The organism is Streptomyces sp. NRRL F-2664 (assembly GCF_000719345.1).
Classification (GTDB): Bacteria; Actinomycetota; Actinomycetes; order Streptomycetales; family Streptomycetaceae; genus Streptomyces.
Window position 1 is genome coordinate 253,038 of the sequence record NZ_JOFX01000004.1, and the last position, 22,388, is coordinate 275,425.

General features: G+C 73.2%; 22 protein-coding genes, 4 tRNA genes and 1 other RNA gene. 11 read left to right on the plus strand and 16 right to left on the minus strand.

Going from position 1 to position 22,388, the window contains the following annotated elements; all coding sequences use genetic code 11:
* Positions 1-307: 307 nt before the first annotated feature.
* Together IF89_RS0107060 and IF89_RS0107065 are read right to left on the minus strand one after the other, a co-directional pair.
* The gene (locus tag IF89_RS0107060; RefSeq protein ID WP_030647083.1) at positions 308-487 is read right to left on the minus strand and encodes a hypothetical protein; all 180 of its coding nucleotides are present in this window, start codon (positions 485-487) and stop codon (positions 308-310) included.
* Positions 488-571: 84 nt separating this feature from the next.
* The gene (locus IF89_RS0107065) at positions 572-1,513 is read right to left on the minus strand and encodes a universal stress protein (RefSeq protein WP_030762804.1); all 942 of its coding nucleotides are present in this window, start codon (positions 1,511-1,513) and stop codon (positions 572-574) included.
* Positions 1,514-1,676: 163 nt separating this feature from the next.
* On the opposite strand from IF89_RS0107065, the gene upp reads away from it, so the two are divergent.
* Positions 1,677-2,312, plus strand: a complete 636-nt coding sequence (gene upp / locus IF89_RS0107070) for a uracil phosphoribosyltransferase (RefSeq protein WP_030647077.1) — start codon at positions 1,677-1,679, stop codon at positions 2,310-2,312.
* Positions 2,313-2,358: 46 nt separating this feature from the next.
* Here upp and IF89_RS0107075 read toward each other — a convergent pair whose 3' ends face one another.
* Together IF89_RS0107075 and IF89_RS0107080 are read right to left on the minus strand one after the other, a co-directional pair.
* Complete coding sequence (locus tag IF89_RS0107075; RefSeq protein WP_043193196.1) at positions 2,359-3,036, minus strand: LytR C-terminal domain-containing protein; 678 nt, start codon at positions 3,034-3,036, stop codon at positions 2,359-2,361.
* Positions 3,037-3,128: 92 nt separating this feature from the next.
* Entirely contained in the window at positions 3,129-3,425 is a 297-nt protein-coding gene (locus IF89_RS0107080) for a type II toxin-antitoxin system VapB family antitoxin (protein WP_008740979.1), read from the minus strand.
* A gap of 88 nt (positions 3,426-3,513) precedes the next feature.
* Here IF89_RS0107080 and IF89_RS0107085 point away from each other — a divergent pair, with 88 nt between their 5' ends.
* Both IF89_RS0107085 and opcA read left to right on the plus strand, forming a co-directional pair.
* A complete protein-coding gene (locus IF89_RS0107085) occupies positions 3,514-5,145 on the plus strand; it encodes a helicase HerA-like domain-containing protein (RefSeq protein ID WP_030762809.1) in 1,632 nt (543 codons plus the stop codon).
* Positions 5,146-5,165: 20 nt separating this feature from the next.
* A complete protein-coding gene (gene opcA, locus IF89_RS0107090; protein ID WP_030762811.1) occupies positions 5,166-6,098 on the plus strand; it encodes a glucose-6-phosphate dehydrogenase assembly protein OpcA in 933 nt (310 codons plus the stop codon).
* On the opposite strand, the gene IF89_RS0107095 is transcribed toward opcA, so the two are convergent.
* Positions 6,047-6,520, minus strand: a complete 474-nt coding sequence (locus IF89_RS0107095) for a cupin domain-containing protein (RefSeq protein WP_030762815.1) — start codon at positions 6,518-6,520, stop codon at positions 6,047-6,049. The genes opcA and IF89_RS0107095 overlap by 52 nt on opposite strands.
* A 125-nt stretch (positions 6,521-6,645) precedes the next feature.
* On the minus strand, positions 6,646-7,248 hold the full coding sequence (locus tag IF89_RS0107100) for an HhH-GPD-type base excision DNA repair protein (RefSeq protein ID WP_030762818.1): 603 nt from the start codon (positions 7,246-7,248) through the stop codon (positions 6,646-6,648).
* Between the two features lie 103 nt (positions 7,249-7,351).
* Between IF89_RS0107100 and IF89_RS0107105 the strand changes: the two genes are divergently transcribed.
* Positions 7,352-8,164 carry a VOC family protein gene (locus IF89_RS0107105; RefSeq protein WP_030762821.1) on the plus strand — a complete coding sequence of 271 codons (813 nt, stop codon included), beginning with the start codon at positions 7,352-7,354 and terminating at the stop codon, positions 8,162-8,164.
* 136 nt (positions 8,165-8,300) lie between these two features.
* Here IF89_RS0107105 and IF89_RS45865 read toward each other — a convergent pair whose 3' ends face one another.
* Positions 8,301-8,444: a hypothetical protein gene (locus IF89_RS45865; protein ID WP_158717820.1), complete on the minus strand. Its 144-nt coding sequence runs from the start codon at positions 8,442-8,444 to the stop codon at positions 8,301-8,303.
* Positions 8,445-8,501: 57 nt separating this feature from the next.
* A tRNA-Ser gene (locus tag IF89_RS0107115) sits at positions 8,502-8,589 on the minus strand.
* Positions 8,590-8,710: 121 nt separating this feature from the next.
* Between IF89_RS0107115 and ffs the strand changes: the two genes are divergently transcribed.
* The 6 genes from ffs to IF89_RS0107140 all read left to right on the plus strand — a co-directional run bounded on the left by ffs (position 8,711) and on the right by IF89_RS0107140 (position 17,326).
* Positions 8,711-8,805: signal recognition particle sRNA small type (gene ffs / locus IF89_RS41445), an RNA gene on the plus strand.
* Positions 8,806-8,895: 90 nt separating this feature from the next.
* Positions 8,896-11,148, plus strand: coding sequence for a DNA polymerase III subunit gamma and tau (locus IF89_RS0107120; protein WP_030762824.1), 2,253 nt, complete (start codon positions 8,896-8,898; stop codon positions 11,146-11,148).
* 60 nt (positions 11,149-11,208) lie between these two features.
* Positions 11,209-12,462, plus strand: a complete 1,254-nt coding sequence (gene purD, locus IF89_RS0107125; protein WP_030762827.1) for a phosphoribosylamine--glycine ligase — start codon at positions 11,209-11,211, stop codon at positions 12,460-12,462.
* Positions 12,463-12,768: 306 nt separating this feature from the next.
* Entirely contained in the window at positions 12,769-14,544 is a 1,776-nt protein-coding gene (locus IF89_RS0107130; protein WP_043193258.1) for a hypothetical protein, read from the plus strand.
* Between the two features lie 288 nt (positions 14,545-14,832).
* Positions 14,833-16,320, plus strand: a complete 1,488-nt coding sequence (locus IF89_RS0107135; protein ID WP_030762833.1) for a N,N-dimethylformamidase beta subunit family domain-containing protein — start codon at positions 14,833-14,835, stop codon at positions 16,318-16,320.
* 100 nt (positions 16,321-16,420) lie between these two features.
* Complete coding sequence (locus tag IF89_RS0107140; RefSeq protein WP_030762835.1) at positions 16,421-17,326, plus strand: phosphoribosylaminoimidazolesuccinocarboxamide synthase; 906 nt, start codon at positions 16,421-16,423, stop codon at positions 17,324-17,326.
* Positions 17,327-17,372: 46 nt separating this feature from the next.
* Here the strand turns inward: IF89_RS0107140 and IF89_RS0107145 are convergent.
* From IF89_RS0107145 to IF89_RS0107180, 8 genes are all read right to left on the minus strand, one after another.
* Positions 17,373-17,445, minus strand: a tRNA-Gly gene (locus IF89_RS0107145).
* Between the two features lie 22 nt (positions 17,446-17,467).
* Positions 17,468-18,079, minus strand: coding sequence for a response regulator transcription factor (locus tag IF89_RS0107150; protein ID WP_030762839.1), 612 nt, complete (start codon positions 18,077-18,079; stop codon positions 17,468-17,470).
* Entirely contained in the window at positions 18,076-19,314 is a 1,239-nt protein-coding gene (locus IF89_RS0107155) for a sensor histidine kinase (protein ID WP_030762842.1), read from the minus strand. Before IF89_RS0107155 ends, IF89_RS0107150 begins: the two co-directional genes overlap by 4 nt.
* Positions 19,315-19,336: 22 nt before the next feature.
* Positions 19,337-20,101, minus strand: a complete 765-nt coding sequence (locus IF89_RS0107160; protein ID WP_030762845.1) for an ABC transporter permease — start codon at positions 20,099-20,101, stop codon at positions 19,337-19,339.
* Positions 20,098-21,042, minus strand: a complete 945-nt coding sequence (locus IF89_RS0107165; RefSeq protein WP_030762848.1) for an ABC transporter ATP-binding protein — start codon at positions 21,040-21,042, stop codon at positions 20,098-20,100. The genes IF89_RS0107160 and IF89_RS0107165 overlap by 4 nt, the downstream gene beginning before the upstream one ends.
* Before the next feature lie 151 nt (positions 21,043-21,193).
* Positions 21,194-21,266: transfer RNA gene (locus IF89_RS0107170), tRNA-Gly, on the minus strand.
* 72 nt (positions 21,267-21,338) lie between these two features.
* A tRNA-Gly gene (locus IF89_RS0107175) sits at positions 21,339-21,410 on the minus strand.
* An 88-nt stretch (positions 21,411-21,498) separates the two neighbouring features.
* Positions 21,499-21,816, minus strand: a complete 318-nt coding sequence (locus IF89_RS0107180) for a histone-like nucleoid-structuring protein Lsr2 (protein ID WP_030762851.1) — start codon at positions 21,814-21,816, stop codon at positions 21,499-21,501.
* 325 nt (positions 21,817-22,141) lie between these two features.
* Between IF89_RS0107180 and purS the strand changes: the two genes are divergently transcribed.
* On the plus strand, positions 22,142-22,387 hold the full coding sequence (gene purS, locus IF89_RS0107185; RefSeq protein ID WP_030009438.1) for a phosphoribosylformylglycinamidine synthase subunit PurS: 246 nt from the start codon (positions 22,142-22,144) through the stop codon (positions 22,385-22,387).
* Position 22,388: the final 1 nt, after the last annotated feature.

Consider the following 22,388-nt stretch of genomic DNA (forward strand, 5'->3'; position numbering starts at 1 on the left):
CCCACTGGTCGTAGGCGTGCCGGTTGGAGGTCCCCCCGGCCGGAGGTCGGGACAAAGCGGCCGTGCTGCTCGCCGTCCTGCCCCGCCCAATCGGCATCGTGGCAGAAACAGCGGCTTTGCGAGAGGTCTTCCGCGCTTGCGTCGTGCCGTGCCGTGCCCCGTCGGGGCCGATGCGGGGTTGCGGCGCCGGGGCGTTCCGGCCCGGCGGGAGTCGCTCCGGTTGCCCGGCGCGCCGCTCGTGTCGCGCCGGGACACACCCGGTTCAGCACCCCGTCGCGACCGCTTCCCACCGCGCCCGACGCCCGCCTCACCAGCGGAAGGTGCGCATGCGCATCTGCTGGCGCATGCGGGCCGCGCGGGCGCGGCGGGGCTGTACGCGATCGCGCAGGGCGCGGGCCTCCATCAGGTCGCGCAGGAACTGTGCGCGGCGTGCTCGGCGCTGCGCCGCCGTCTCCGGAGTGTCGTCGCTCGGCTGCGTGTCGGGCATCGGCCACCACCCTGGGCTGGTCGGTCGTTTCCCCCTGCACCCACCTTCCCCCGGACCGTGCGTTTGATGCCACCCCCGTGCAGGTCAGACGTCGTCCCTGAGGGTCGGCACGATCGCCACCGGGCCGTGCGCGTGGTGCAGGACGGCATGCGCCACCGAGCCGATCTGCAGCGACATCGCGGTGCGCCGCGGGTGGTGGCGGCCGACCACGACCAGGGCGGCCGACCGGGAGGCGTCGACCAGTCGCCCCGCCGGGTCCCCGGGCACCGCGGCCTGCTCCACCGGGACGTCCGGGTAGCGCGCCCGCAGCGGCTCCAGGCGCTGCGTCTGGGAGCGCAGCATCTCCCGTTCCGCCGGTACGCCGTCCCCCTCGTCGGCGAGGCCCTCCGGCGGGATCACCTCGAAGGGCCGGTCGATCACCAGGGCCGGTGCGGGCGGGACGGCGTACGCGGAGACCACCTGGACGGTGGTCCCCCGCACGGCCGCCTCCGCGAAGGCGAAGGACAGCACGTCGTCCGGGGTCTCGGCGGCGTGCAGGCCGAGCACCACGCGGCCGGCGGACTGCTCGGCACCGCCCTCCCCGGCGTCGCGGTCGGCGTGCGGGACCACCACCACCGGGCACGGCGCGGTCGATGCCACCGCCCTGCTGCTGGATCCGAGCAGCAGGCTGGCGAAGCCGCCGCGGCCCCGCGAGCCCATCACGAGCATCAGGGCCCCCGATCCGATCACCCGCAGCGCCTCGGGGACGGAGCCCTCCAGCGACTCGTACCGGACCCCCTCCGGCAGCAGGGGGTGCGTGCCGAGGACGCTGCGGACCCAGTGGTGCACCGGGTCGGGGTACGCCTCCGGCTCGGAGGCGTCGGCCAGCGCCGCCCGGCGGCCCGCGTACAACTGGGCGTGGTCCGGCAGGACATGGGCGACGAGCAGACCCGTCCCGTGCCGCAGCGCGGCGCCGCGCGCCCACTGGAGGGCCTTGAGGCTGTGCTCGGACCCGTCGACGGCTGCGATCACCGGTGCGTGGCTCATCAGTCCAGCGTGCTGGGCGTCCCCGCGGGCCGCATCCGCAGGCCAGCGGGGGCGTGGGCGCCCCTTCGGACGCGAAGGGGCCGTGCCAGCGCGTAGCCTTTTGGGTGCAGGTCGCGTCGGGCGGCCGTTTTTGCTGGTCGCAGGCTGAGTTTTGGAGGATGTTGTGCGTTTGCAGGTCGTCGATCACCCCTTGGTGGCGCACAAACTCACCACCCTGCGCGACAAGCGCACCGATTCCGCCACCTTCCGGCGCCTCGCGGACGAGCTGGTGACCCTGCTCGCGTACGAGGCCACCCGTGACGTGCGCACCGAGCAGGCCGACATCGAGACCCCGGTGGCCCCGACCACCGGCGTGAAGCTCTCGGCCCCCCGGCCGCTGATCGTCCCGATCCTGCGGGCCGGCCTCGGCATGCTCGACGGCATGGTGCGGCTGCTGCCGACCGCCGAGGTGGGCTTCATGGGCATGGTCCGCAACGAGGAGACCCTGGAGGCCTCCACGTACGCGACCCGCATGCCGGAGGACCTCTCCGGGCGGCAGGTCTACGTCGTGGACCCGATGCTCGCCACCGGCGGCACGCTCGTCGCGGCGATCCAGGAGCTGATCAAGCGCGGCGCCGACGACGTCACCGCCGTGGTGCTGCTGGCCGCGCCGGAGGGCGTCGAGGTCATGGAGCGCGACCTGGCGGGCACCCCGGTGACGGTCGTGACGGCCGCGGTGGACGAGCGGCTCAACGAGCACGGCTACATCGTGCCGGGCCTCGGTGACGCGGGCGACCGGATGTACGGCTCGGCGGAGTAGCTTCCGGGCGGTTCGGCGGCCCGGAGGGGCCGCCGTCCGCGGGGGCTCAGCAGTTCTTGGCGGGCGCGGGCACGGGGTTGGCCAGCAGGGCCAGCGCCTTGTCCGCGTCCTCCTTCGTGCTGAGCTCCTTGAAGGCGTCGCCCAGGATCAGGTCCACGTCCGCGGTCTCGCGGGCGTCGGTCTGCTGGGTGGTGCCGGCGAGCTGGGTGCCGAGCACGGCGTAGACGGCCTTGTCGGTCGTCGGGGAGCCCAGCAGTATCCCGGTACCGGGGACCTTCTTGTCGAAGTCGGCCGGGGCGTTGCCGACGCTGCCGATGACGAAGCCGCGTTTGGCGAGTTCGTCGCCGACGGCCTTCGCCAGGCCGGCGCGCGGGGTGGCGTTGTACACGTTGACCGTGATCTCGCCGGGCTGGGGGAGTACGACGGCCGGCTCGGCTGTGGCGGACGCCGCGGCGGCGGCCGCGGGGGCGCCTCCCTTGGCGGCGGCCTCGGGTGATTTCGTGGGGCAGTCCTTGGCACCGGCAGCCGTGTTCCGCTTGGGGCTGTCGCCCCGGAACACGTCGATGAGCTGCAGTGCCCCGTAGCCGACCAGGGCAAGCGCGAGGACCGAGCCCAGCACGGCGAGGACGATCCGACGTCGGCTCCGCTTACGGCTCATGCGGGGATAGGCGGTCCCCGTGACACGGTACTTTCCGCCCATGCCGGGGGGAGTGAGCATGCTCATGGGCGCAGCGTAGTGCGACCCGGTGGCGATGCCTACTAAATGATCTGCTGATAGGTCAAGGGTGACCCGAAAGGCGCAATCTACGCGAAGCGTCAGTCCATCTCGAGGACGCGGGCGTGCAGCACCTGGCGCTGCTGCAGGGCCGCGCGCACGGCGCGGTGCAGCCCGTCCTCCAGGTAGAGGTCGCCCTGCCACTTCACGACATGGGCGAAGAGGTCGCCGTAGAAGGTCGAGTCCTCGGCGAGCAGCGTTTCGAGGTCCAGCTGGCCCTTGGTCGTCACGAGCTGGTCGAGCCGGACCGGGCGCGGCGCGACGTCCGCCCACTGCCGGGTGGTTTCCCTGCCGTGGTCGGGGTACGGCCGCCCGCTTCCGATGCGCTTGAAGATCACACGGAAAGCCTACCGGGCCCGTGCCTGCGGGCGCAGCCTCGCACGGGTGGTGCAAAGGTGGTGAACAGTGCCATATGGGGAGTGATCCATGAGCGAGAGCACCGACGCAGCCGCCGCGGCGGACCGGACGGACCCGGCCGCGCAGATCGCCGCCGGGTACGCCTTCACCGGACCGGCGCTCGAGCTGGGAGCCCTCCTCTGGGACGGCGCGTGCCTGCCCGGCCACCAGATCTGCGTCCCGCTGGCGATGCTGAACCGGCACGGGCTGGTCGCTGGGGCCACCGGCACCGGCAAGACCAAGACGCTCCAGCTCATCGCCGAGCAGCTGTCCGCGAACGGCGTCCCCGTCTTCCTCGCGGACATCAAGGGCGACCTCTCCGGGATCACGGCCCCCGGTACGCCCGGCGAACGCATCGGCGAGCGGGCCCGGGACGTGGCCCAGCAGTGGGAGCCCGCCGCCTGCCCGGGCGAGTTCTACTCGCTGGGCGGGATCGGCCCCGGCATCCCGGTCCGCTCGACCGTCACCGCCTTCGGGCCGGTGCTGATGTCGAAGGTGCTCCAGCTCAACCAGACGCAGGAGCAGTCCCTCGGCCTGATCTTCCACTACGCCGACGCCAAGGGCCTGGAGCTGGTCGACCTCAAGGACCTGCGCGCAGTCGTCGCCTTCCTCGTCTCCGACCGGGGCAGGCCGGAGCTGAAGGGCATCGGCGGCCTGTCCACGGCGACCGCCGGGGTGATCCTGCGGGCGCTGACCGCCTTCGAGGCGCAGGGGGCCGCACAGTTCTTCGGCGAGCCCGAATTCGACACGAGCGAGCTCCTGCGTACGGCCGCCGACGGCCGCGGGGTGGTCTCCGTACTGGAACTGCCGGCGGTCCAGGACAAGCCGCAGCTCTTCTCCACCTTCCTGATGTGGCTGCTGGCCGACCTCTACAACGGCCTGCCGGAGGTCGGCGACCTGGAGAAGCCCAAGCTCGTGTTCTTCTTCGACGAGGCCCACCTGCTCTTCGGCGGGGCCTCGAAGGCCTTCCTCCAGGCGGTCACCCGCACCGTCCGGCTGATCCGCTCCAAGGGCGTCGGTGTCTTCTTCGTGACGCAGACCCCGAAGGACGTGCCGGCCGACGTGCTCGCCCAGCTCGGCAACCGGGTGCAGCACGCCCTGCGCGCCTTCACCCCCGACGACGCCAAGGCCCTGAAGGCGGCCGTGAGGACCTTCCCGCGCTCCGCCTACGACCTGGAGGAGCTGCTCACCGCCCTGGGGACCGGAGAGGCGGTCGTCACCGTGCTCAGCGAGAACGGCGCCCCCACGCCGGTCGCCGCGACCCGGCTGCGCGCCCCGCAGTCGCTGATGGGCCCCGTCCCTGCCGCCGACCTGGAGCAGGCCGTGAAGTCCTCCGTGCTGTGGCCCCGCTACGCGGAGCCGGTCGACCGCGAGTCCGCGTACGAGCGGATCAGCGCCGAGCAGGCCGCCGCGGAGGCCCAGGCGGAGGCCGCCGCGGAGGCGGCCGAGGCCGAGAAGCGGGCGAGGGCGGCGGAGCGGGACACGGCCCCGGAGAAGGCGGCTGCGCGCCGGAGCGGCCGCGGCGCCCCGAAGGCGGACCCCTCACTGGCCGAGCAGGTCGTGGGGAGCGGCCTGTTCCGCTCGCTGGCCCGGTCGGTCGGCACCCAGCTGGGCCGCGAGATCTCGCGGTCCCTCTTCGGCACGGCGCGCCGGCGCAGATGACCCGGTGACAGACTCGCCCCATGCGGACCGAACTCACCGACACCACGTCCAGCAAGGTCAACCGGGCCCTGCTCGCAGCACGCCGGGCGATAGGCAGCCCCACCATGGGGCTGGTGCTGACGCTCGTCGTCGTCACCGACGAGGAGAACGCCTACGACGCCGTACGCGCGGCCTCCGAGGCCTCGCGCGAGCATCCCTGCCGCATCATCGCGGTCATCAAGCGGGTCTCGCGCGGCCCGCACAAGCTGCGCGCGAGCCGGGTCGACGCCGAGCTGCGCGTCGGATCGGACGCCGGGGCCGGCGAACTCGTCCTGCTGCGGCTGCACGGCGCGCTCACCGAGCAGGCCGGCTCGGTCGTCCTGCCACTGCTGGTGCCGGACGCGCCGGTGGTGGCGTGGTGGCCGGCCGACGCCCCCGCCGACCTGGCGGGGGACCCGCTCGGCGCGCTCGCGCAGCGCCGGATCACGGACGCGGCGGCCGCCGTCGACCCGGTCGGCGTGCTGGCCGAGCGGGCCGCCGGATACCAGCCCGGCGACACCGACCTCGCCTGGACCCGGCTGACGCCGTGGCGGGCCCTGCTGGCCGCCGCCCTGGACCAGAAGCCGCTGCCGGTGACCGGCGCGGCGGTGGAGAGCGAGCCGGACAACGCGAGCGCCGAGCTGCTGGCCCGCTGGCTGGAGGACCGGCTCGGCGTCCCGGTGGACCGGGTCGCGACCGACGGCCCGGTCATCACCGGGGTGGTGCTGCACACCTCGGGCGGCGAGATCCGGGTGGACCGGCCCGCCGGGGCGCTGGCCACCCTGATCCTGCCGGGCAGCCCCGACCGCAGGGTGGCGCTGAAGGTCCGCAGCGGCGCGGAACTGCTCGCGGAGGAACTGCGCCGCCTCGACGCGGACGTCGTCTACGGCTCCGCGCTGCGGCGGCGGCCGCTCCAGGCGGGGCTTTCGGCGTAGTGGTTGTCGTAGGCCGCCGAGCTGTCCTTGATGTCCTGCACGGTGGCCTCGCCCGCGTTGACCCGGCCGAGGAGGCGGTAGTAGTCGAAGCGGCCCATGCCGGGGGTGAAGCCGACGAAGACGCTCGCCGGGTGGCCGGCGGCGGGCGCGAAGGCGTGCTTCACGCCCGGCGGGATCGCGAGGAAGTCCCCGGCGCCCAGGGTCTGGATCTCGTCGCCGACCAGGACGTCGAGGCGTCCGGCGGTGACGTGGAAGAACTCGGTCGCGCGGGTGTGGAAGTGCACCGGGGCGCCTGCCGCGCCCTCCTCGAAGGTCGCCGTGTTGCAGGTGAGTTCGGCGGTGTCGGCCAGCAGGGTGATGAGGCTGCCGGGGGCGTCCTGGACGGTCTCGGCAGTGGCGGCGCGGGTCGCGATCTGTGTCATGCCGACCAATCTAGGAGGCCGATCGACCGGCGGCACGGGTCAATCGCGGCCCCGTACTCCCGGTCAATCCGGCGGGCACCGCCTGCCGGGGAGGCGGTCGGGAGGAGGCCCGGAGGGCCCACGGCTCAGGCGCCTCCGGCGGCCTTCGCCGCCTTGGCGGCGGCCTTCATCTCCTGCTTGTGCGCACGCACCTTGGCCAGCGACTCCGGCCCGGTGATGTCGGCCGCCGAGCGGTAGACGTTCGCCTGGCCGTAGCCGCCCGCCGCCTCCCGCCAGCCCGTGGGCCGCACCCCGAACCGCTTGCCCAGCAGGGCGAGGAAGATCTGCGCCTTCTGCTCGCCGAAGCCCGGCAGCGCCTTGAGCCTCCCCAGCAGCTCCCGGCCCGTCGTGGCGTCGGCCCAGACGGCCTCGGCGTTCCCGTCGTAGTGCTCCACCAGGTACGCGCACAGCTGCTGGATCCGCGTCGCCATCGAGCCCGGGTACCGGTGCACGGCCGGCTTCTCGGAGAGCAGGGCGGCGAAGGCCTCCGGGTCGTAGGCGGCGATGGTGTGCGCGTCCAGATCGTCGGAGTCCAGCCGCCGGGCGATCGTCCACGGGCCCGAGAACGCCCACTCCATCGGCACCTGCTGGTCCAGCAGCATGCCGACGAGCGCGGCGAGCGGGCTGCGGCCGAGGAGCGCGTCGGCCTCGGGCTGCTGGGCCAGGCGGATGGTGATGTCCTTGTCCATGGCTCCAGCGTCCCGCGCGGGCGCGCTCCCCGCGCGGTCGGCACACCGCGCGCCTAGCGTGAGTACGACGACAGCCGCGAACGATCCGAGGAGTCGATCGATCATGCAGGAGTACCCCGAGGGCGCGCCGTGCTGGGTGGACGCGATGTTCCGGGACGTGGAGGGCGCCAAGACCTTCTACGGTGACGTGCTGGGCTGGACCTTCGGCGAGTCCAGCACCGAGTACGGCAACTACACGCAGGCCTACTCCGACGGCAAGGCCGTCGCGGCCGTCGTACCGCCGATGCCGGGGGTCGACGCCCCCTCGCAGTGGTGCCTGTACTTCGCCTCGCCCGACGCGGCGGCCACCGCCGGGAAGGTGACCGCGAACGGCGGCGAGGTCCTGATGGGCCCGATGCAGGTCGGCGCCTTCGGCACGATGTTGATCGCGAAGGAGCCGAGCGGCGCCGTCTTCGGCGTCTGGCAGCCGGGCGAGCACAAGGGCTTCGAGAAGATGGGCGAAGCGGGTTCCTACGCCTGGGCGGAGGTCTTCACCCGGGAGCCGGACAAGCCCGACGCGTTCCTGACGAAGGTCTTCCCCTACGCCGCGGCGCAGATGGAGCCGGGTGACGACCCGGAGCCGATGGACATGGACTTCAAGGTCTTCAGCGTCGGCGCTCCGGGGCGCCCGGTGCTCGGCCGGATGAAGATGGACGACGACTTCCCGCCGGAGGTGCCCCCGTACATCCAGGTCTACTTCGGCGTCCCGGACTGCGACGAGGCCGTGTCGAAGACGCAGAAGCACGGCGGGAAGCTGCACTTCGGCCCGATGGACAGCCCGTTCGGCCGCTTCGCGGCGGTCTCCGACCCGCAGGGCGCCGCCTTCGCGGTGATCGACATGTCCACGACGGTCGGTGAGATGCCCACCTTCGGCTGAACGCTTCCCACTTGTTCGTATGGGGGTCCGGCGGGGACCGTGGACGTCCTGACCTGCGGCCACGCCCAGCTGTGCCACGTCCCAACAGCTCTGGACGGGGGCGAAGGAGACCAGGACCGAGACCGCCGGACGCACGTTATTTACCGGCCTCCGGGCCGTACCACTGCATGGCTTGGCCGAGCCGGCGGACGTCCGTGTACGTCAGCTGCTTCGCGTACCCGGCGACGATCTCCTCGGTGTCCGTACCGAAGGGGACGGTCTTGTCGGGCGGACCGGGCAAACGCAGAAGACCCCGGCCGGTTTCCCGGTCGGGGTCTTCAAGTGCCCGGTGAGGCACTGGCGGAGGATACGAGATTCGAACTCGTGAGGGGTTGCCCCCAACACGCTTTCCAAGCGTGCGCCCTAGGCCTCTAGGCGAATCCTCCGCCGCAAACAATACAAGACGTGGAGGGGTGCTCGCGAACGTGATCGTCCGGCGGGAGCCGGCCGGGGGTCGGGGGTGGGGGCGGGGTCGATTCCAGGGGTGCGGATCCGCTAGGGTGGGGCCCAGCCCCTCACGTGGCGCTATCTCACCCAACTCCCCCAGGGCCGGAAGGCAGCAAGGGTAAGTGGGCTCTGGCGGGTGCGTGGGGGGCCCTTTGCGTTCCCGGGCCTGTGTTCCGGGGCCCGTGGTGGGGGCCGGTGGCCTCGGCGGGCCGCTGTTGTCGGTGGGCCCGGATAACCTCGTAGACGTGTCGTCCCTTGCGCTGTACCGCCGCTACCGCCCCGAGTCGTTCGCCGAGGTCATCAGTCAGGAGCATGTCACTGCCCCCCTGATGCAGGCCCTGCGCAACAACCGGGTCAATCACGCGTACCTGTTCAGCGGACCGCGCGGGTGTGGAAAGACCACCAGCGCGCGCATCCTCGCCCGGTGCCTGAACTGTGAGCAGGGTCCCACTCCGACCCCGTGCGGCGAGTGCCAGTCCTGCAGGGACCTCGCCAGGAACGGGCCGGGCTCCATCGACGTCATCGAGATCGACGCCGCCTCGCACGGCGGTGTGGACGACGCCCGCGACCTGCGCGAGAAGGCCTTCTTCGGACCGGCCTCCAGCCGCTACAAGATCTACATCATCGACGAGGCCCACATGGTCACCTCGGCGGGCTTCAACGCCCTGCTGAAGGTGGTCGAGGAGCCGCCGGAGCACCTCAAGTTCATCTTCGCCACCACCGAGCCGGAGAAGGTAATCGGGACCATCCGGTCCCGCACGCACCACTACCCCTTCCGCCTCGTCCCGCCCGGCACCCTGCGCGAATACCTGGGCGAGGTCTGCGGCCGCGAGGGCGCCCGGGTCGAGGACGGTGTGCTGCCGCTCGTCGTGCGCGCCGGCGCCGGATCCGTGCGTGACTCGATGTCCGTCATGGACCAGCTCCTGGCCGGCGCGGGCGAGGAGGGTGTGACGTATGCCATGGCCACCTCCTTGCTCGGGTACACCGACGGCTCGCTGCTCGACTCCGTCGTCGACGCCTTCGCCTCCGGGGACGGCGCGGCCGCGTTCGAGGTCGTCGACCGGGTCGTGGAGGGCGGCAACGACCCGCGCCGCTTCGTCGCCGACCTGCTGGAGCGGCTGCGCGACCTGGTCATCCTCGCAGCCGTGCCCGATGCCGGGGAGAAGGGGCTGATCGACGCCCCCGCCGATGTCGTCGAGCGGATGCAGGCGCAGGCGTCGGTCTTCGGCGCCGCCGAGCTCTCGCGCGCCGCCGACCTGGTCAACGCCGGCCTCACCGAGATGCGGGGTGCGACCTCGCCGCGGCTCCAGCTGGAGCTGATCTGCGCCCGCGTCCTGCTCCCCGCCGCCTTCGACGACGAGCGGTCCCTCCAGGCACGGCTCGACCGGCTGGAGCGCAGCGGGGCCGCCGCCCTCGCCGCGCCCCGGGCCGTGGCTCCCGCGATGGGCTACGTGCCGGGTCCGGAGGCGCACGCCATGGCGCCCGCCGGTCCGGGCGGGGGGCCCGCCGCCGCGCGGGCCGCCGCCGTGTCGCGCACCCCGGCCTCGACGGCGGGACCGGTCGCGCCGGCCGCCGCTGCGGAGCCGGTACGGCCTCCCGTGGCTTCTGCCGCCCCTGACGCTCCCGTGGCTTCTCCGGCGGCCCCCGCGCAGCCGCCCGCAGCCGCGCCGGCCGCCGCCGCACCCGCTCAGGCCCCCTCCGTGCCCGGAGCGTGGCCCGGGGCGGCGCAGCCCGGCAGCGGGGCCCCGGCCGCCCGGCCGGCCGCCGCGGCCCCCGCCCCCGGAGCGTGGCCCAGCGCCGCGGCCCCCGGCCAGGGCGCGCCTGCTCCGGCACACGTGCCGGCCACGCCGGCCCCCGCCGCCGCGCCGTCCGCCGCGGCCCCCGCGCCTTCCCCCGCCATGGCTGCCGGAGCCGGACAGGTCCAGGCCATGTGGCCGACGGTCCTGGAGGCGGTCAAGAACCGCCGTCGCTTCACCTGGATCCTGCTCAGCCAGAACGCCCAGGTCACCGGATTCGACGGAACCACCCTGCAGCTGGGCTTCCCCAACGCCGGAGCCCGCGACAACTTCGCCAGCAGCGGCAGCGAGGACGTGCTGAAGGCGGTCCTGGCCGAGCAGTTCCAGGTCAACTGGAAGATCGACGCCGTCGTGGGAGGCGGCTCCCCGGCCGCCGGCCCGGGACCGTCGTCGTACGGGGCGCCCTCCGCACCCGCCCCGGCCCACACCCCGCCGCCCCCGCAGCAGCAGGCCACGTCCCCGGCCCCGCAGGCTCCGGCCGCGCCGCAGCAGCCGTCCCAGCGGCCGCAGCCGCCCCAGCAGTCCCAGCAGTCGGCCTCCGCCCCGCCGCCTCCCGTGCAGCAGGCGCCCGCGCCGGTCGCCCCCGAGGACGACTTCGCGGAGGACGACGACCCCGACCTGGTCGAGAGCGCACTGACCGGTCACGACCTGATCGTGCGCGAGCTCGGAGCCACCGTTGTGGAGGAATACACGAATGAGTAGCCCGTCGTAGTTGGGTGGCCGCACGAAGCCGGGCCCGGCGTCCGGGCTAGGCTGAGCAGCGTGAAGGTCCTCGTCATCGGCGGCGGCGCCCGCGAACATGCCCTGTGCCGCTCTCTGTCCCTCGACCCCGACGTCTCCGCGCTGTACTGCGCTCCCGGCAACGCCGGCATCGCCGAGGTGGCCGAGCTCCGCCCGGTCGACGCCCTCGACGGCGAAGCCGTCGCCGCACTCGCGGCCGACATCGGCGCCGACCTGGTCGTCGTCGGCCCGGAGGCCCCGCTGGTCGCCGGAGTCGCCGACGCCGTGCGCGCCGCCGGCATCCCCGTCTTCGGCCCGTCCGCCGAGGCCGCGCAGCTCGAAGGCTCCAAGGCCTTCGCCAAGGACGTGATGGCGGCGGCCGGCGTCCCGACCGCGCGCAGCTACGTCTGCACCACCCCGGAGGAGGTGGACGCGGCCCTCGACGCCTTCGGCGCCCCCTACGTCGTCAAGGACGACGGTCTGGCCGCGGGCAAGGGCGTCGTGGTCACCGAGGACCTCGCCGCGGCCCGCGCCCACGCGCTCGCCTGCGACCGGGTGGTCATCGAGGAGTACCTCGACGGCCCCGAGGTCTCCCTCTTCGCCATCACCGACGGCGTGACCGTGGTCCCGCTCCAGCCCGCGCAGGACTTCAAGCGCGCCCTGGACGGCGACCAGGGGCCCAACACCGGAGGCATGGGCGCGTACTCCCCGCTGCCCTGGGCCGACCCCAAGCTGGTCGACGAGGTCATGGAGCTGGTCCTCCAGCCGACCGTCGACGAGCTGCGCCGCCGCGGCACCCCCTTCTCGGGGCTGCTCTACGCGGGCCTCGCGATCACCAGCCGCGGCACCCGGGTCATCGAGTTCAACGCCCGGTTCGGCGACCCCGAGACCCAGGTGGTCCTGGCCCGTCTGCGCACCCCGCTCGCGCGCGTGCTGCTGAACGCCGCCAACGGCACCCTGGCCGACGAGCCCCCGCTGGTCTGGCGCGAGGACGCGGCCGTCACGGTCGTCATCGCCTCGCACAACTACCCCGGCACCCCGCGCACCGGTGACCCGATCGAGGGCCTGGCCGACGTGGCCGCCCAGGACGCGCCCGACGCGTACGTGCTGCACGCCGGGACCCGGCGCGAGGGCGGCGCCGTCGTCAGCGCGGGCGGTCGCGTGCTGTCGGTGACGGCGACCGGTTCCGATCTGGCGCAGGCTCGCGAGAAGGCGTATACGGCGGTGGCGCGCATCCGGCTGGACGGCTCGCAGCACCGTACGGACATCGCCGCGAAGGCGGCCGGCCTCGGCTGAGCAACGGCTCCGCAGCCCGCGGGCCCGGTGCGCACTCCCTGCGCCCGGGCCCGCGGGCGTGTCCGCGTGCGACTGCATCCGGCCTTCTTCGAACGCATCCACCTTTACCCAAAGCCATTCCATCGGGTGATCGTCAGCTTGTCTGCCTGACGGCCGGGCGTGCCCCAACTAGGGTGCGGCGCAAGCATTCCGGCACTTGGCCCACCGACCTTGCGATGTCAGTGGCGGGTGTCACAGTGGGGGAGTGAGCAACGCAGCCGCAGGGCAGAGGGGGTGAGACCGGCCGTGTCCGGATTCGGTTCGACCATGGAAGCGGGCGTTCCGTCCGCGCGGTCCCGCGCTCTGGCCGTGCTGCGCGTGCGCAGCCGGGCCCTGGCCGTCGTGCTGCTGCCCGCCGCAGTCGCCGTGGTGCTGGTGACCGCCCGGGCGACGGGCCGGCTGACCGGCGGGCCCTGGGGCGCCGTCACCCTCGCGGTGTGCGCGGTCGCGGCGCTGGTGCTGCTCCTCGGCGGGGTCTTCGCCGCCGTGGTGCTGCGGGCGGGCCCGGCGGTGACGCCGACGGTGCCGCTGGCGGAGGCCGCCGCGCCCGACCTGTACCGGCTGGTGCGGGACCTGGCCGACCGGATGGGCGTGCCGCCGCCCTCCGCCATAGCCCTGACGCCGGACTGCGACAGCTGGCTGGAGGACCGCACCCACGCGGCCCACCGCCGGGGCGGCATAGCCGGCGGCCCCCAGTCGGCGCCGGGTGCGGCCCCCGTGCTGGTGATCGGTTCGCCGTTCCTGTGGTGGATGCGGGTCGCCGAGCTGCGGGCGGTCCTCGCGCCGGTCGTCGCCGGTACGGGTCCCTCCGCGCATCCGGACATAGCCGACGCACGCGGCTTCGTACGGGGCTTGGACGCGGCCGTGGACGTGGGCGGTCGCCGCGGCCTCGGCTGGATCGCCGCCCCCGCCCGGCTGCTGCTGAGACTGTGCCGGACGGACGCGGCCGAGATGGAGCGCGGGGTCGCCGCCGCCGCGTCGGACCGCGCCCAGGATGTGGACTACGGGCTGCGGATCGTCGCCCAGGAGCAGGTCGGCCTCGCCTACGCGGGCTGGGACCGGTTGCTGACCCGGGTGGCGCTGCCCGCTTGGCGGATGGGCCGATGGCCGGCGCACCTGGACGCCGGGGTGGTCTCGGCGCTGACCGAGCTGTCGCGGCGGGACCGGCTGGCCGAGGGCTTCACCTCGCGCCTCGGCGAGCGGCCCGCCTGTGACCTGCTGGAGCAGCCCGGCGCGATCGACGAGGCGACCTCCCTGCTGGCCGCCCGGCTCTTCCACGGCGGCCCGGCCGAAGCCGGACCCGACTGGTCGCCGGTGGACTGGGCCGCGTATCCGGAGGAGGTCGTGGACCGAAAGTGGCGTACGGAGGCGGCCCGCCTGCACGCGGCCCTGGACGCCCTCACCGGCCCGGCCGGCTCCCCCGGCTCACCCGCGTCCGCGGGTGCCGCGAGCCCGGCCGGCAGCGCTCCTGCCGCCTCCATGACCCCCGCCCCGACATCCGCCGCCGGCGCCGCTGCTGCCGCCGCCGGCTCGCCCGCTGCTTCCGGCCCGTCCGGCGCGGCCGGTCCCGCCACGATCGAGGCCTCCGACACCGCTCCCGCCGCCGGGGACGCCTTCACCGGACCGACATTGGAGCGGGTGCTGGGCTGCCTGGCGAACGCCGCGGGAGAGGGCGGCCTCGGCGAGGCCCTCGCCGGCCGGCTCAGCGCCGAGCTGGCCCGCGAGGAGCGGGCCGCGGGCAGCGCCGGGAAGGCGCGCGGCGCGGACGCCGTGCCGCTGTTCCCCCTCCAGCCGCCGCGCAGCGGCCGGGACCTGCTGGCGGACCATGTGACGGCGATGGTGTGCTGCGCCGCCGTGGACTCCGCCGGCGCCGCCCCCGGCATGGACTGGCTCGACGGCCCGGTCCTCCTGGTCGGCGGTGACCGCCGCAGCGATCTGGCCCCCCGCGTGCTGTGCCTCGTCGAGGACGGCGACCCCGAGCCGCTGCGGGAGTGGCTCTCGGCCCTGGGCGTCCGCCCGGAGAAGCCCGTCCGCCTCGTCTGAGACGCGGCACGGACGGCAGACGGACGGCAGGACGCGGAGGCGGGCGCCGACAGAGGGCGCCGACAAGCGGCCGGCAGGCGCCAAGGGGACGCAGACGCCCGGCCTCCTGGGTCCTCTCCCGCCAATTCGCGACGAACGGTGACGGAGTGCGTGCGTAATGTGATGTGCTGGGACCGGTAGCGGCTGGATGTTCCGAGGCGGATGTCCGAGAAGTACCGCACCGGCGCAACGGGCGCCACCCACCGAGGCGATGCACGCCGGCCCGGGGAGCGAGGGAGGGGAGCGGTCATGGGTACGGACCAGATCCGGCGTTGGGAGTCGGGTGCGCTCGCGCACGCGGTGAACGACCCCTTCGGGCAGGGCCCCCTGCCCTGGTTCCGGGGCAGCGAGCTCTACTTCGACGACACCGGCCAGGTCGTCCCCTGGTACGTGGACCCGGCCGCCGCGGCCGCCGGTACCGGCCAGATCCCCCGGGCCCGGGGCAACGGCGGCCCCCGCACCGCGGACGACGTGAACCGCCAGATCAAGGGCTTCGCCTCCACCGGCGCCGTCGCCCCGGGCGAGGCCATCGACTTCCACATCACCGTCGACCCGCCGCAGCAGTTCTCCGTCGACGTGTACCGGATCGGCCACTACGGCGGCGACGGCGCCTCCAAGATCACCACCAGCCCGCGCCTCTCCGGCATCGTCCAGCCCGCGCCGCTGGCCGCGGACCGGACCGTCTCCTGCCACCACTGGTGGCTCTCCTGGCGCCTGCAGGTCCCGTCCTACTGGAGCGTCGGCGCGTACGTCGCCGTCCTCACCACGGTCGACGGCTACCGCTCCCACATTCCGTTCACGGTCCGCGACGACCACCCCGCGGACCTCCTGCTCCTGCTCCCCGACATCACCTGGCAGGCGTACAACCTCTACCCGGAGGACGGCCGCACCGGTGCCAGCCTCTACCACGCCTGGGACGAGTCGGGCCGACTCCTCGGCGAGCAGGACGCGGCCGTCACCGTCTCCTTCGACCGGCCCTACGCGGGCGCCGGCCTGCCCCTCCACGTGGGCCACGCCTACGACTTCGTCCGCTGGGCCGAGCGCTACGGCTACGACATCGCCTACGCCGACACCCGCGACCTGCACGCCGGCCGCGTCGACCCCACCCGCTACCGCGGCCTGGTCTTCCCCGGCCACGACGAGTACTGGTCGGCCGCCATGCGCCGCACCGTCGAGCGGGCCCGCAGTCACGGGACCTCACTCGTCTTCCTCTCCGCGAACACCATGTACTGGCAGGTCGAGCTGGCCCCCTCGCCGTCGGGGGTGGAGGACCGGCTGCTCACCTGCCGAAAACGGCGCGGACCGGGCCGCCCCAGCCTCTGGCGCGAGGTCGACCGCCCGGAGCAGCAGCTCCTCGGCATCCAGTACGCGGGTCGCGTCCCCGACCCGGCGCCGCTGATCGTGCGCAACGCCACGCACTGGCTGTGGGACGCCACCGGCGCCGCCGAGAACGACGAACTGCCCGGCCTGGTCGCGGGCGAGGCCGACCGGTACTTCCCGCGCACCCAGCTCCCCGAGCACCAGGACCGGATCCTGCTCGCGCACTCCCCGTACCTCGACAGCGAGGGGCAGCGGCGCCACCAGGAGACTTCTCTCTACCGGGCGCCCAGCGGGGCCTTCGTCTTCGCCTCCGGCACCTTCGCCTGGTCCCCGGCACTCGACCGCCCGGGCCACGTCGACGAGCGCGTGCAGCGGGCCACCGCCAATCTCCTCGACCGGATCTGCAAGCGCGACTAGACCCGGCCGCGTACGCGCCCGGCACACCCCCTGTCCCGTGGAGGGGACACGGGTGCGCGAGAATCGGTGTGCGCTTCATACAGAACCACAGGGAGATCCCGTGTCCGGATTCGTCGAAAAGCCCGAGCCGGTTCAGGTTCCGGGCCTCGTCCACCTCCACACCGGCAAGGTGCGCGACCTCTACCGGGACGAGGACGGCCGCCTCGTCATGGTCGCCAGCGACCGCATCTCCGCCTTCGACTGGGTCCTGCCCACCGAGATCCCGGACAAGGGACGCGTCCTGACCCAGCTCTCCCTGTGGTGGTTCGACCAGCTCGCGGACCTCGTCCCGCACCACGTCGTCTCCACCGAGCTGCCCGCCGGGGCCCCCGCCGACTGGGCCGGCCGCACGCTGGTCTGCAAGAACCTGGACATGGTCCCCGTCGAGTGCGTGGCCCGCGGCTACCTGACCGGCTCGGGCCTGGCCGAGTACAACCGGACCCGCACGGTCTGCGGACTGGGCCTGCCCGAGGGCCTCGTGGACGGCTCCGAGCTGCCCGGCCCGATCTTCACCCCGGCCGCCAAGGCCGAGGTCGGCGAGCACGACGAGAACGTCTCCTACGAGGAGGTCGCGCGCACCACCGGCCCGGAGACGGCCGCGCTGCTGCGCCAAACCACCCTCGCCGTGTACAGCCGGGCCCGGGACATCGCCCGCGAACGCGGGATCATCCTGGCCGACACCAAGTTCGAGTTCGGCTTCGACCCGCAGGACGGCACGCTGGTCGCCGCGGACGAGGTGCTGACCCCGGACTCCTCCCGCTTCTGGCCGGCCGACCAGTGGCAGCCGGGCCGCCCGCAGCCCTCCTTCGACAAGCAGTACGTCCGCGACTGGCTGGCCTCCGCGGCCTCCGGCTGGGACCCGAAGGGTGAACTCCCGCCGCCGGCCCTGCCGGCCGAGGTCGTCGCGCAGACCCGCGCCAAGTACATCGAGGCGTACGAGCGTCTGACCGGCCTCGACTGGTCGTAGGAACGCGAGAAGCCCCGGTCCGAGGACCGGGGCTTCTTCCCTGCAGAGCGGACAACGCGACTCGAACGCGCGACATCCACCTTGGCAAGGTGGTGCTCTACCAACTGAGCTATGTCCGCAGGCGCTGTAAGGCGAGACCTACTATACCCAACCCCGCTCCCGTGCGAGACGCACTGCCGTGTGCCGGTTCTCCGCGCCCAGCTTCGTGGCCGCCGAGGACAGGTAGTTGCGGACGGTCCCCTGTGACAGCGAGGCCCGTTCCGCGATCTCCGCGATCGGTGCGCCGTCCCCGGCCAGTTCCAGTACCTCGGCCTCCCGGGCGGTCAGCGGGGAGTCCCCCGCGCTGATCGCGTCGGCCGCCAACTCCGGGTCCACGTAACGGCCTCCGGCGTGCACGGTGCGGATCAGCTCGGCCAGCCGCTGCGCCGAGACCGTCTTCGGGGCGAAGGCCCGCACGCCCGCGGCCAGGGCCCGTTTCAGGTGCCCGGGGCGCCCGTGACTGGTCACGATCATGACCTTGCAGTCGGGGAGTTCGGCCCGCAGCGCTGTGGCGACACTCACACCGTCCGCCCCCGGCATCTGCAGGTCCAGCACCGCCACGTCCGGCCGGTGCGCCCGTGCCATGGCCAGTGCCTCGGGGCCCGAGGCCGCCTCGGCGACGACGACCAGGTCGTCCTCCAGGGCGAGCAGCGCGGCCAGCGCCCCGCGGATCAGGTGCTCGTCGTCGGCGAGCAGTACGCGTACGGGGCTCACGCCCGCACCTCCAGTTCTTCCAGTCGTCGGCCCGGGATCTGCGCGTGCAGCCGGAACCTCCCGTCGCCCACCGGTCCGGCCTGCAGCGTCCCGTCCAGGGCGGCGAGCCGCTCGCGCAGTCCGGCGAGGCCGGAGCCGGGCGGCCCGGCGGGACTCTCGGGGGCCCCGTCGTTCTCCACGACCAGCGTCACGGCTCCGCCCTCCAGGGCGGTCAGCCGGATCAGGCAGTGCTGGGCGTCACCGTGCCGCAGGACGTTCGTCGTGGCCTCGCGGACCACCCAGCCGAGCGCCGACTGCACCTCGGACGGCAGCTCCGGCCCGCCGCGGAAGTCGACCCGGCAGTCCATCCCGGCGGCGCTGAGCACACCGCGCGCGCCTTCCAGTTCCACCGCGAGGTCCGCCTCCCGGTAGCCGCGCACCACGTCGCGCACCTCCCGCTGGGACTCCCGGGCGATCCGCTGGACCTCGATCATCTGCTCCACGGCCTCCGGCCGTTCGCGGCGGGCCAGTTGCACCGCCAGCTCGCTCTTGAGGGCGATGACCGCCAGGTTGCGGCCCATCACGTCGTGCAGGTCGCGGCCGAAGCGCAGCCGCTCCTCGGCCACCGCGAGGCGGGCCTGGACCTCGCGCGAGCGGTCCAGCTCGTAGACCGTGGTGAGCAGCCAGGCCGAGAACCCGCAGGTCGCGCCGAAGAACAGGCTGCCCAGCAGCACACCGACGGCGTACCCGAGCGCCGTGGCGGCCGGCATGCCCACGGCCAAGGCGGCCAGTCCCGCGGCGACCGCCGCCGTCGACGGGACGTACCACATGCGCTTCACCGACCGCAGGCACAGCACGAGGGAACCGGAGGCGAACCAGGTCAGCCCGGCCACCAGCGTCGGAGCCACCGCGGCTTCGGAGATGTGGCCGGTCACCCGCAGGACCAGGACGCCCAGGGCGCACGCGCCCGTCACGGCGGCCGTCGTCACCGCCAGCCGGGTGGGGCGCTCGCGCCGCCCCACCACCCAGTGCAGCGCCTTGGAGGTGAGCACCCCGCACAGGACGGCGTGGGCGCACAGCAGCAGGAAGAGCGCGACCGGCACCACCACGGAGGACTTCCCGGCCGCGGAGGCCACCGGGGCCACCCCGAACGACGTGATCTCCAGGAGCACGAAGAGGTGGAACGACCCCCGTGTGTACAGCTCGACCTTCCCCGCACTGCTGCGGTTCTTCCACCACCCGGTCAACTTCGGCACCGTGCCCGTCCCCCGACTCGTTCTAGCGGCGCGGTTCCCAGCGGAACCACCGCTGGACAGCAAACACGCTGATCATGATCCAGGCCAGCGTGGTGAGCCCGGCACCCAGCAGGTCCCCGCCGGCCGCGCCGCCGCCCCAGCCGGCCCGTACGAGCGTCATCACGCCGCTCAGCGGGAGGAGTTCGCACACCGAGGCGACCGCGTCCGGCAGGGAGTCCGCCGGTGCGAACATCCCCGATCCGAGGGCGCTCGCCAGGAACAGCGGCAGTGTGGTGAGGCCCGCGGTCTCCACGGTGCGGGTGACGGAGCTGGTGACCGCGGAGAGGGCGGCGAGCAGCAGGATGCCGGCGAGGACGGCAACGCCGATGAGCAGCGGGTTGCGCGGCATCCGCACGTCCAGGACGGCCGCCCCGGCGACGGCGAGGACGGCGATCTGCGCGAGGGCCAGGGCGGCGGCGGGCAGGGCGGTCCCGGCCAAAATCTCCACGTCGCTCGCCTCGCCGGTCCGCAGCCGCTTGAGGACGAGTTCCTCGCGGCGGGCGACGTAGGAGGACACCAGGTTCATGTGGACGACGAGGAGCAGCACCATGCCGATCCCGCCGGTCAGGGTGGCCTCGCCGACCGCCTGCGCGCCGTCGGCGTCGCCGAGGGAGGAACGCAGGACGAGGACCATCAGCAGCGGCATCAGCAGGGCCAGGCTGAGCGTGGCCCGGTTGCGCACCAGCAGGGTCAGTTCGGAGCGGCCGAGTGCGGTGATCCGGCCGGTGTTCAGGGTGAGCGTGTTCATCGGGTCCCCGCCCTTGTGTCCTCGGTACGGCCGCCGGCGCCGCGGCGGTTCCGGGCGATCTCCAGGAAGGCCTCCTCCAGGGAGGCGGACCGGGCGTCGAGCCCGGCCAGTTCGACGCCCGCCTCCCGCGCCCAGCCCAGCAGCTCGGTCAGGTCGGCCTGGAGGCGTTCGGTACGGATCTCCACGCGCTGCCCGGAGGCGGCCGCCCGCAGGGTCAGGGGAAGCCGGGCCGCGGGCACCCCGGCGGGCAGGGTGAAGCGGATGCGGGCCGGGCGGGTGGCGGTCACCTCGGCCGGGGTGCCGGACAGGACGAGCTCGCCCTCGTGGAGGATCGCGAGGCGGTCGGCGAGTTCCTCGGCCTCCTCCAGGTAGTGCGTGGTCAGGAGCACGGTGGTCCCCTGTGCGCGCAGCTCGCGGACGAGGTCCCAGGTGTCCCGGCGGCCCTGGGGGTCCATGCCGGTGGTCGGCTCGTCCAGGAAGAGCACCTCGGGCCGGCCGAGCAGGGCCAGCCCCAGGTCCAGCCGCCGCCGCTCGCCGCCGGACAGCTGCTTGACGCGTACGGAGGACCGTGCGGCCAGACTGACCAGGTCCAGCACCTCGGCCGCCGGGCGGGCCCCGGTGGTGACCCCGGCCCACATCCGTACGGTCTCGGTGACCGACAGGTCGGAGGGGAACCCGCCCTCCTGGAGCATGACCCCGGTGCGCGGCCGGACCTCGGCCCGCCGCGCGTACGGGTCGAGCCCGAAGACGCGGACCTCTCCGGCGTCGGGGGCGGCCAGTCCCTCCAGGAGTTCGACGGTCGAGGTCTTGCCCGCGCCGTTGGTGCCGAGCAGGGCGAAGACCTCGCCGCGCGTCACGGAGAAGGAGACGCCCCGTACGGCCTCGAATCCTCCGGCATAACCGCGGCGCAGGTCGCGGGCTTCGATCACGGTATCGGTCATGACGCCAGCGTCGCGGCGTCCGCAACGGCTCGGCAGTGCGCGCTGTCATGACCGGCGATGACATTTGTCAGGCCGCCCGGCGGTCGGCGGGGGAAGTTCAGGGAAAACGAAGAAGGCCCCGATCACCAGGATCGGGGCCCTCTACTCACAGAGCGGACGACGCGACTCGAACGCGCGACATCCACCTTGGCAAGGTGGTGCTCTACCAACTGAGCTACGTCCGCAAGCAGTGCACTGCCGGGGCAGTACGAGCATCACTCTACCCGATCCACCGGAGTGGTCGGAGAGTCATGCAGAGCGGGTGACAGGAATCGCACACTGCGCCTTCCCTCTGGAAGAGGGATGTTCTGCTACTGAACTACACCCGCACGACCTCGGAGGCTCTGACCTGCGGCCTCGCCCCTCGGCGTGATCCACACATTAGCCGAAGGGAGGGGGTGGATGGCAAATCGGCCCTCAGTGGGCCGCGTTGTAGGCCTCGTAGATCTTCTTGGGGATGCGCCCCCGCGGCGGTACGTCGTGCTGGTGGGACCGGGCCCACGCGCGGACGACGGCCGGGTCGGGGGCGACCGAGGTGTGCTTGAAGGTCTTCCCCGAGCGCGACTGGCGACGGCCGGCGGCCACGAAGGGCGCGAGGCTCTTCCGCAGTTTCTTTGCGTTGGCCACATTGAGGTCGATCTCGTACGACTTACCGTCCAGGGCGAACATGACCGTTTCCGCCGCTTCTCCGCCGTCGATGTCGTCGGAGAGTGTGACCACTACGCGCTGAGCCACGGATATCGGTCCCTTCGTGCGCCGCCGCCACCCGCTGACGTGCGGCGATGTCACCTGTTCGGATGTTTTGGGGCAATGCAGCTTTCGGCCGGAATCCCGGTTGATTCCTTTGTACCCCGATTCTCATTGCATTGCGAAGCCCAGTTAATTCTCTCCGCGTGTCCCGCCGCAATGCCGGGTACGTGGTTTTCCTGGGGATTTTGCGAAGCGTTGGTGAAGCCGAAACGGCGCGGTGATCAAGGGGCTCCGATATCTACCCGCGTAGAAATTTCGGCCGGGTACGCTGATGGAACCGCCTTGCACCAACACCTCATCGGGAGTGCCAGTGGCACGCGTCGTAGTCGACGTCATGCTCAAGCCGGAGATCCTCGACCCCCAGGGCCAGGCGGTGCAGCGTGCACTGCCGCGCCTGGGCTTCGAGGGGATCGCCGACGTCCGTCAGGGGAAGCGCTTCGAGCTGGAAGTGGAGGGTCCGGTCGACCAGGCCGCCCTCGATCGCATCCACAAGATGGCCGAAACGTTCCTCGCCAACACCGTCATCGAAGACTTCACCGTGAAGGTCGAGGCCTGAC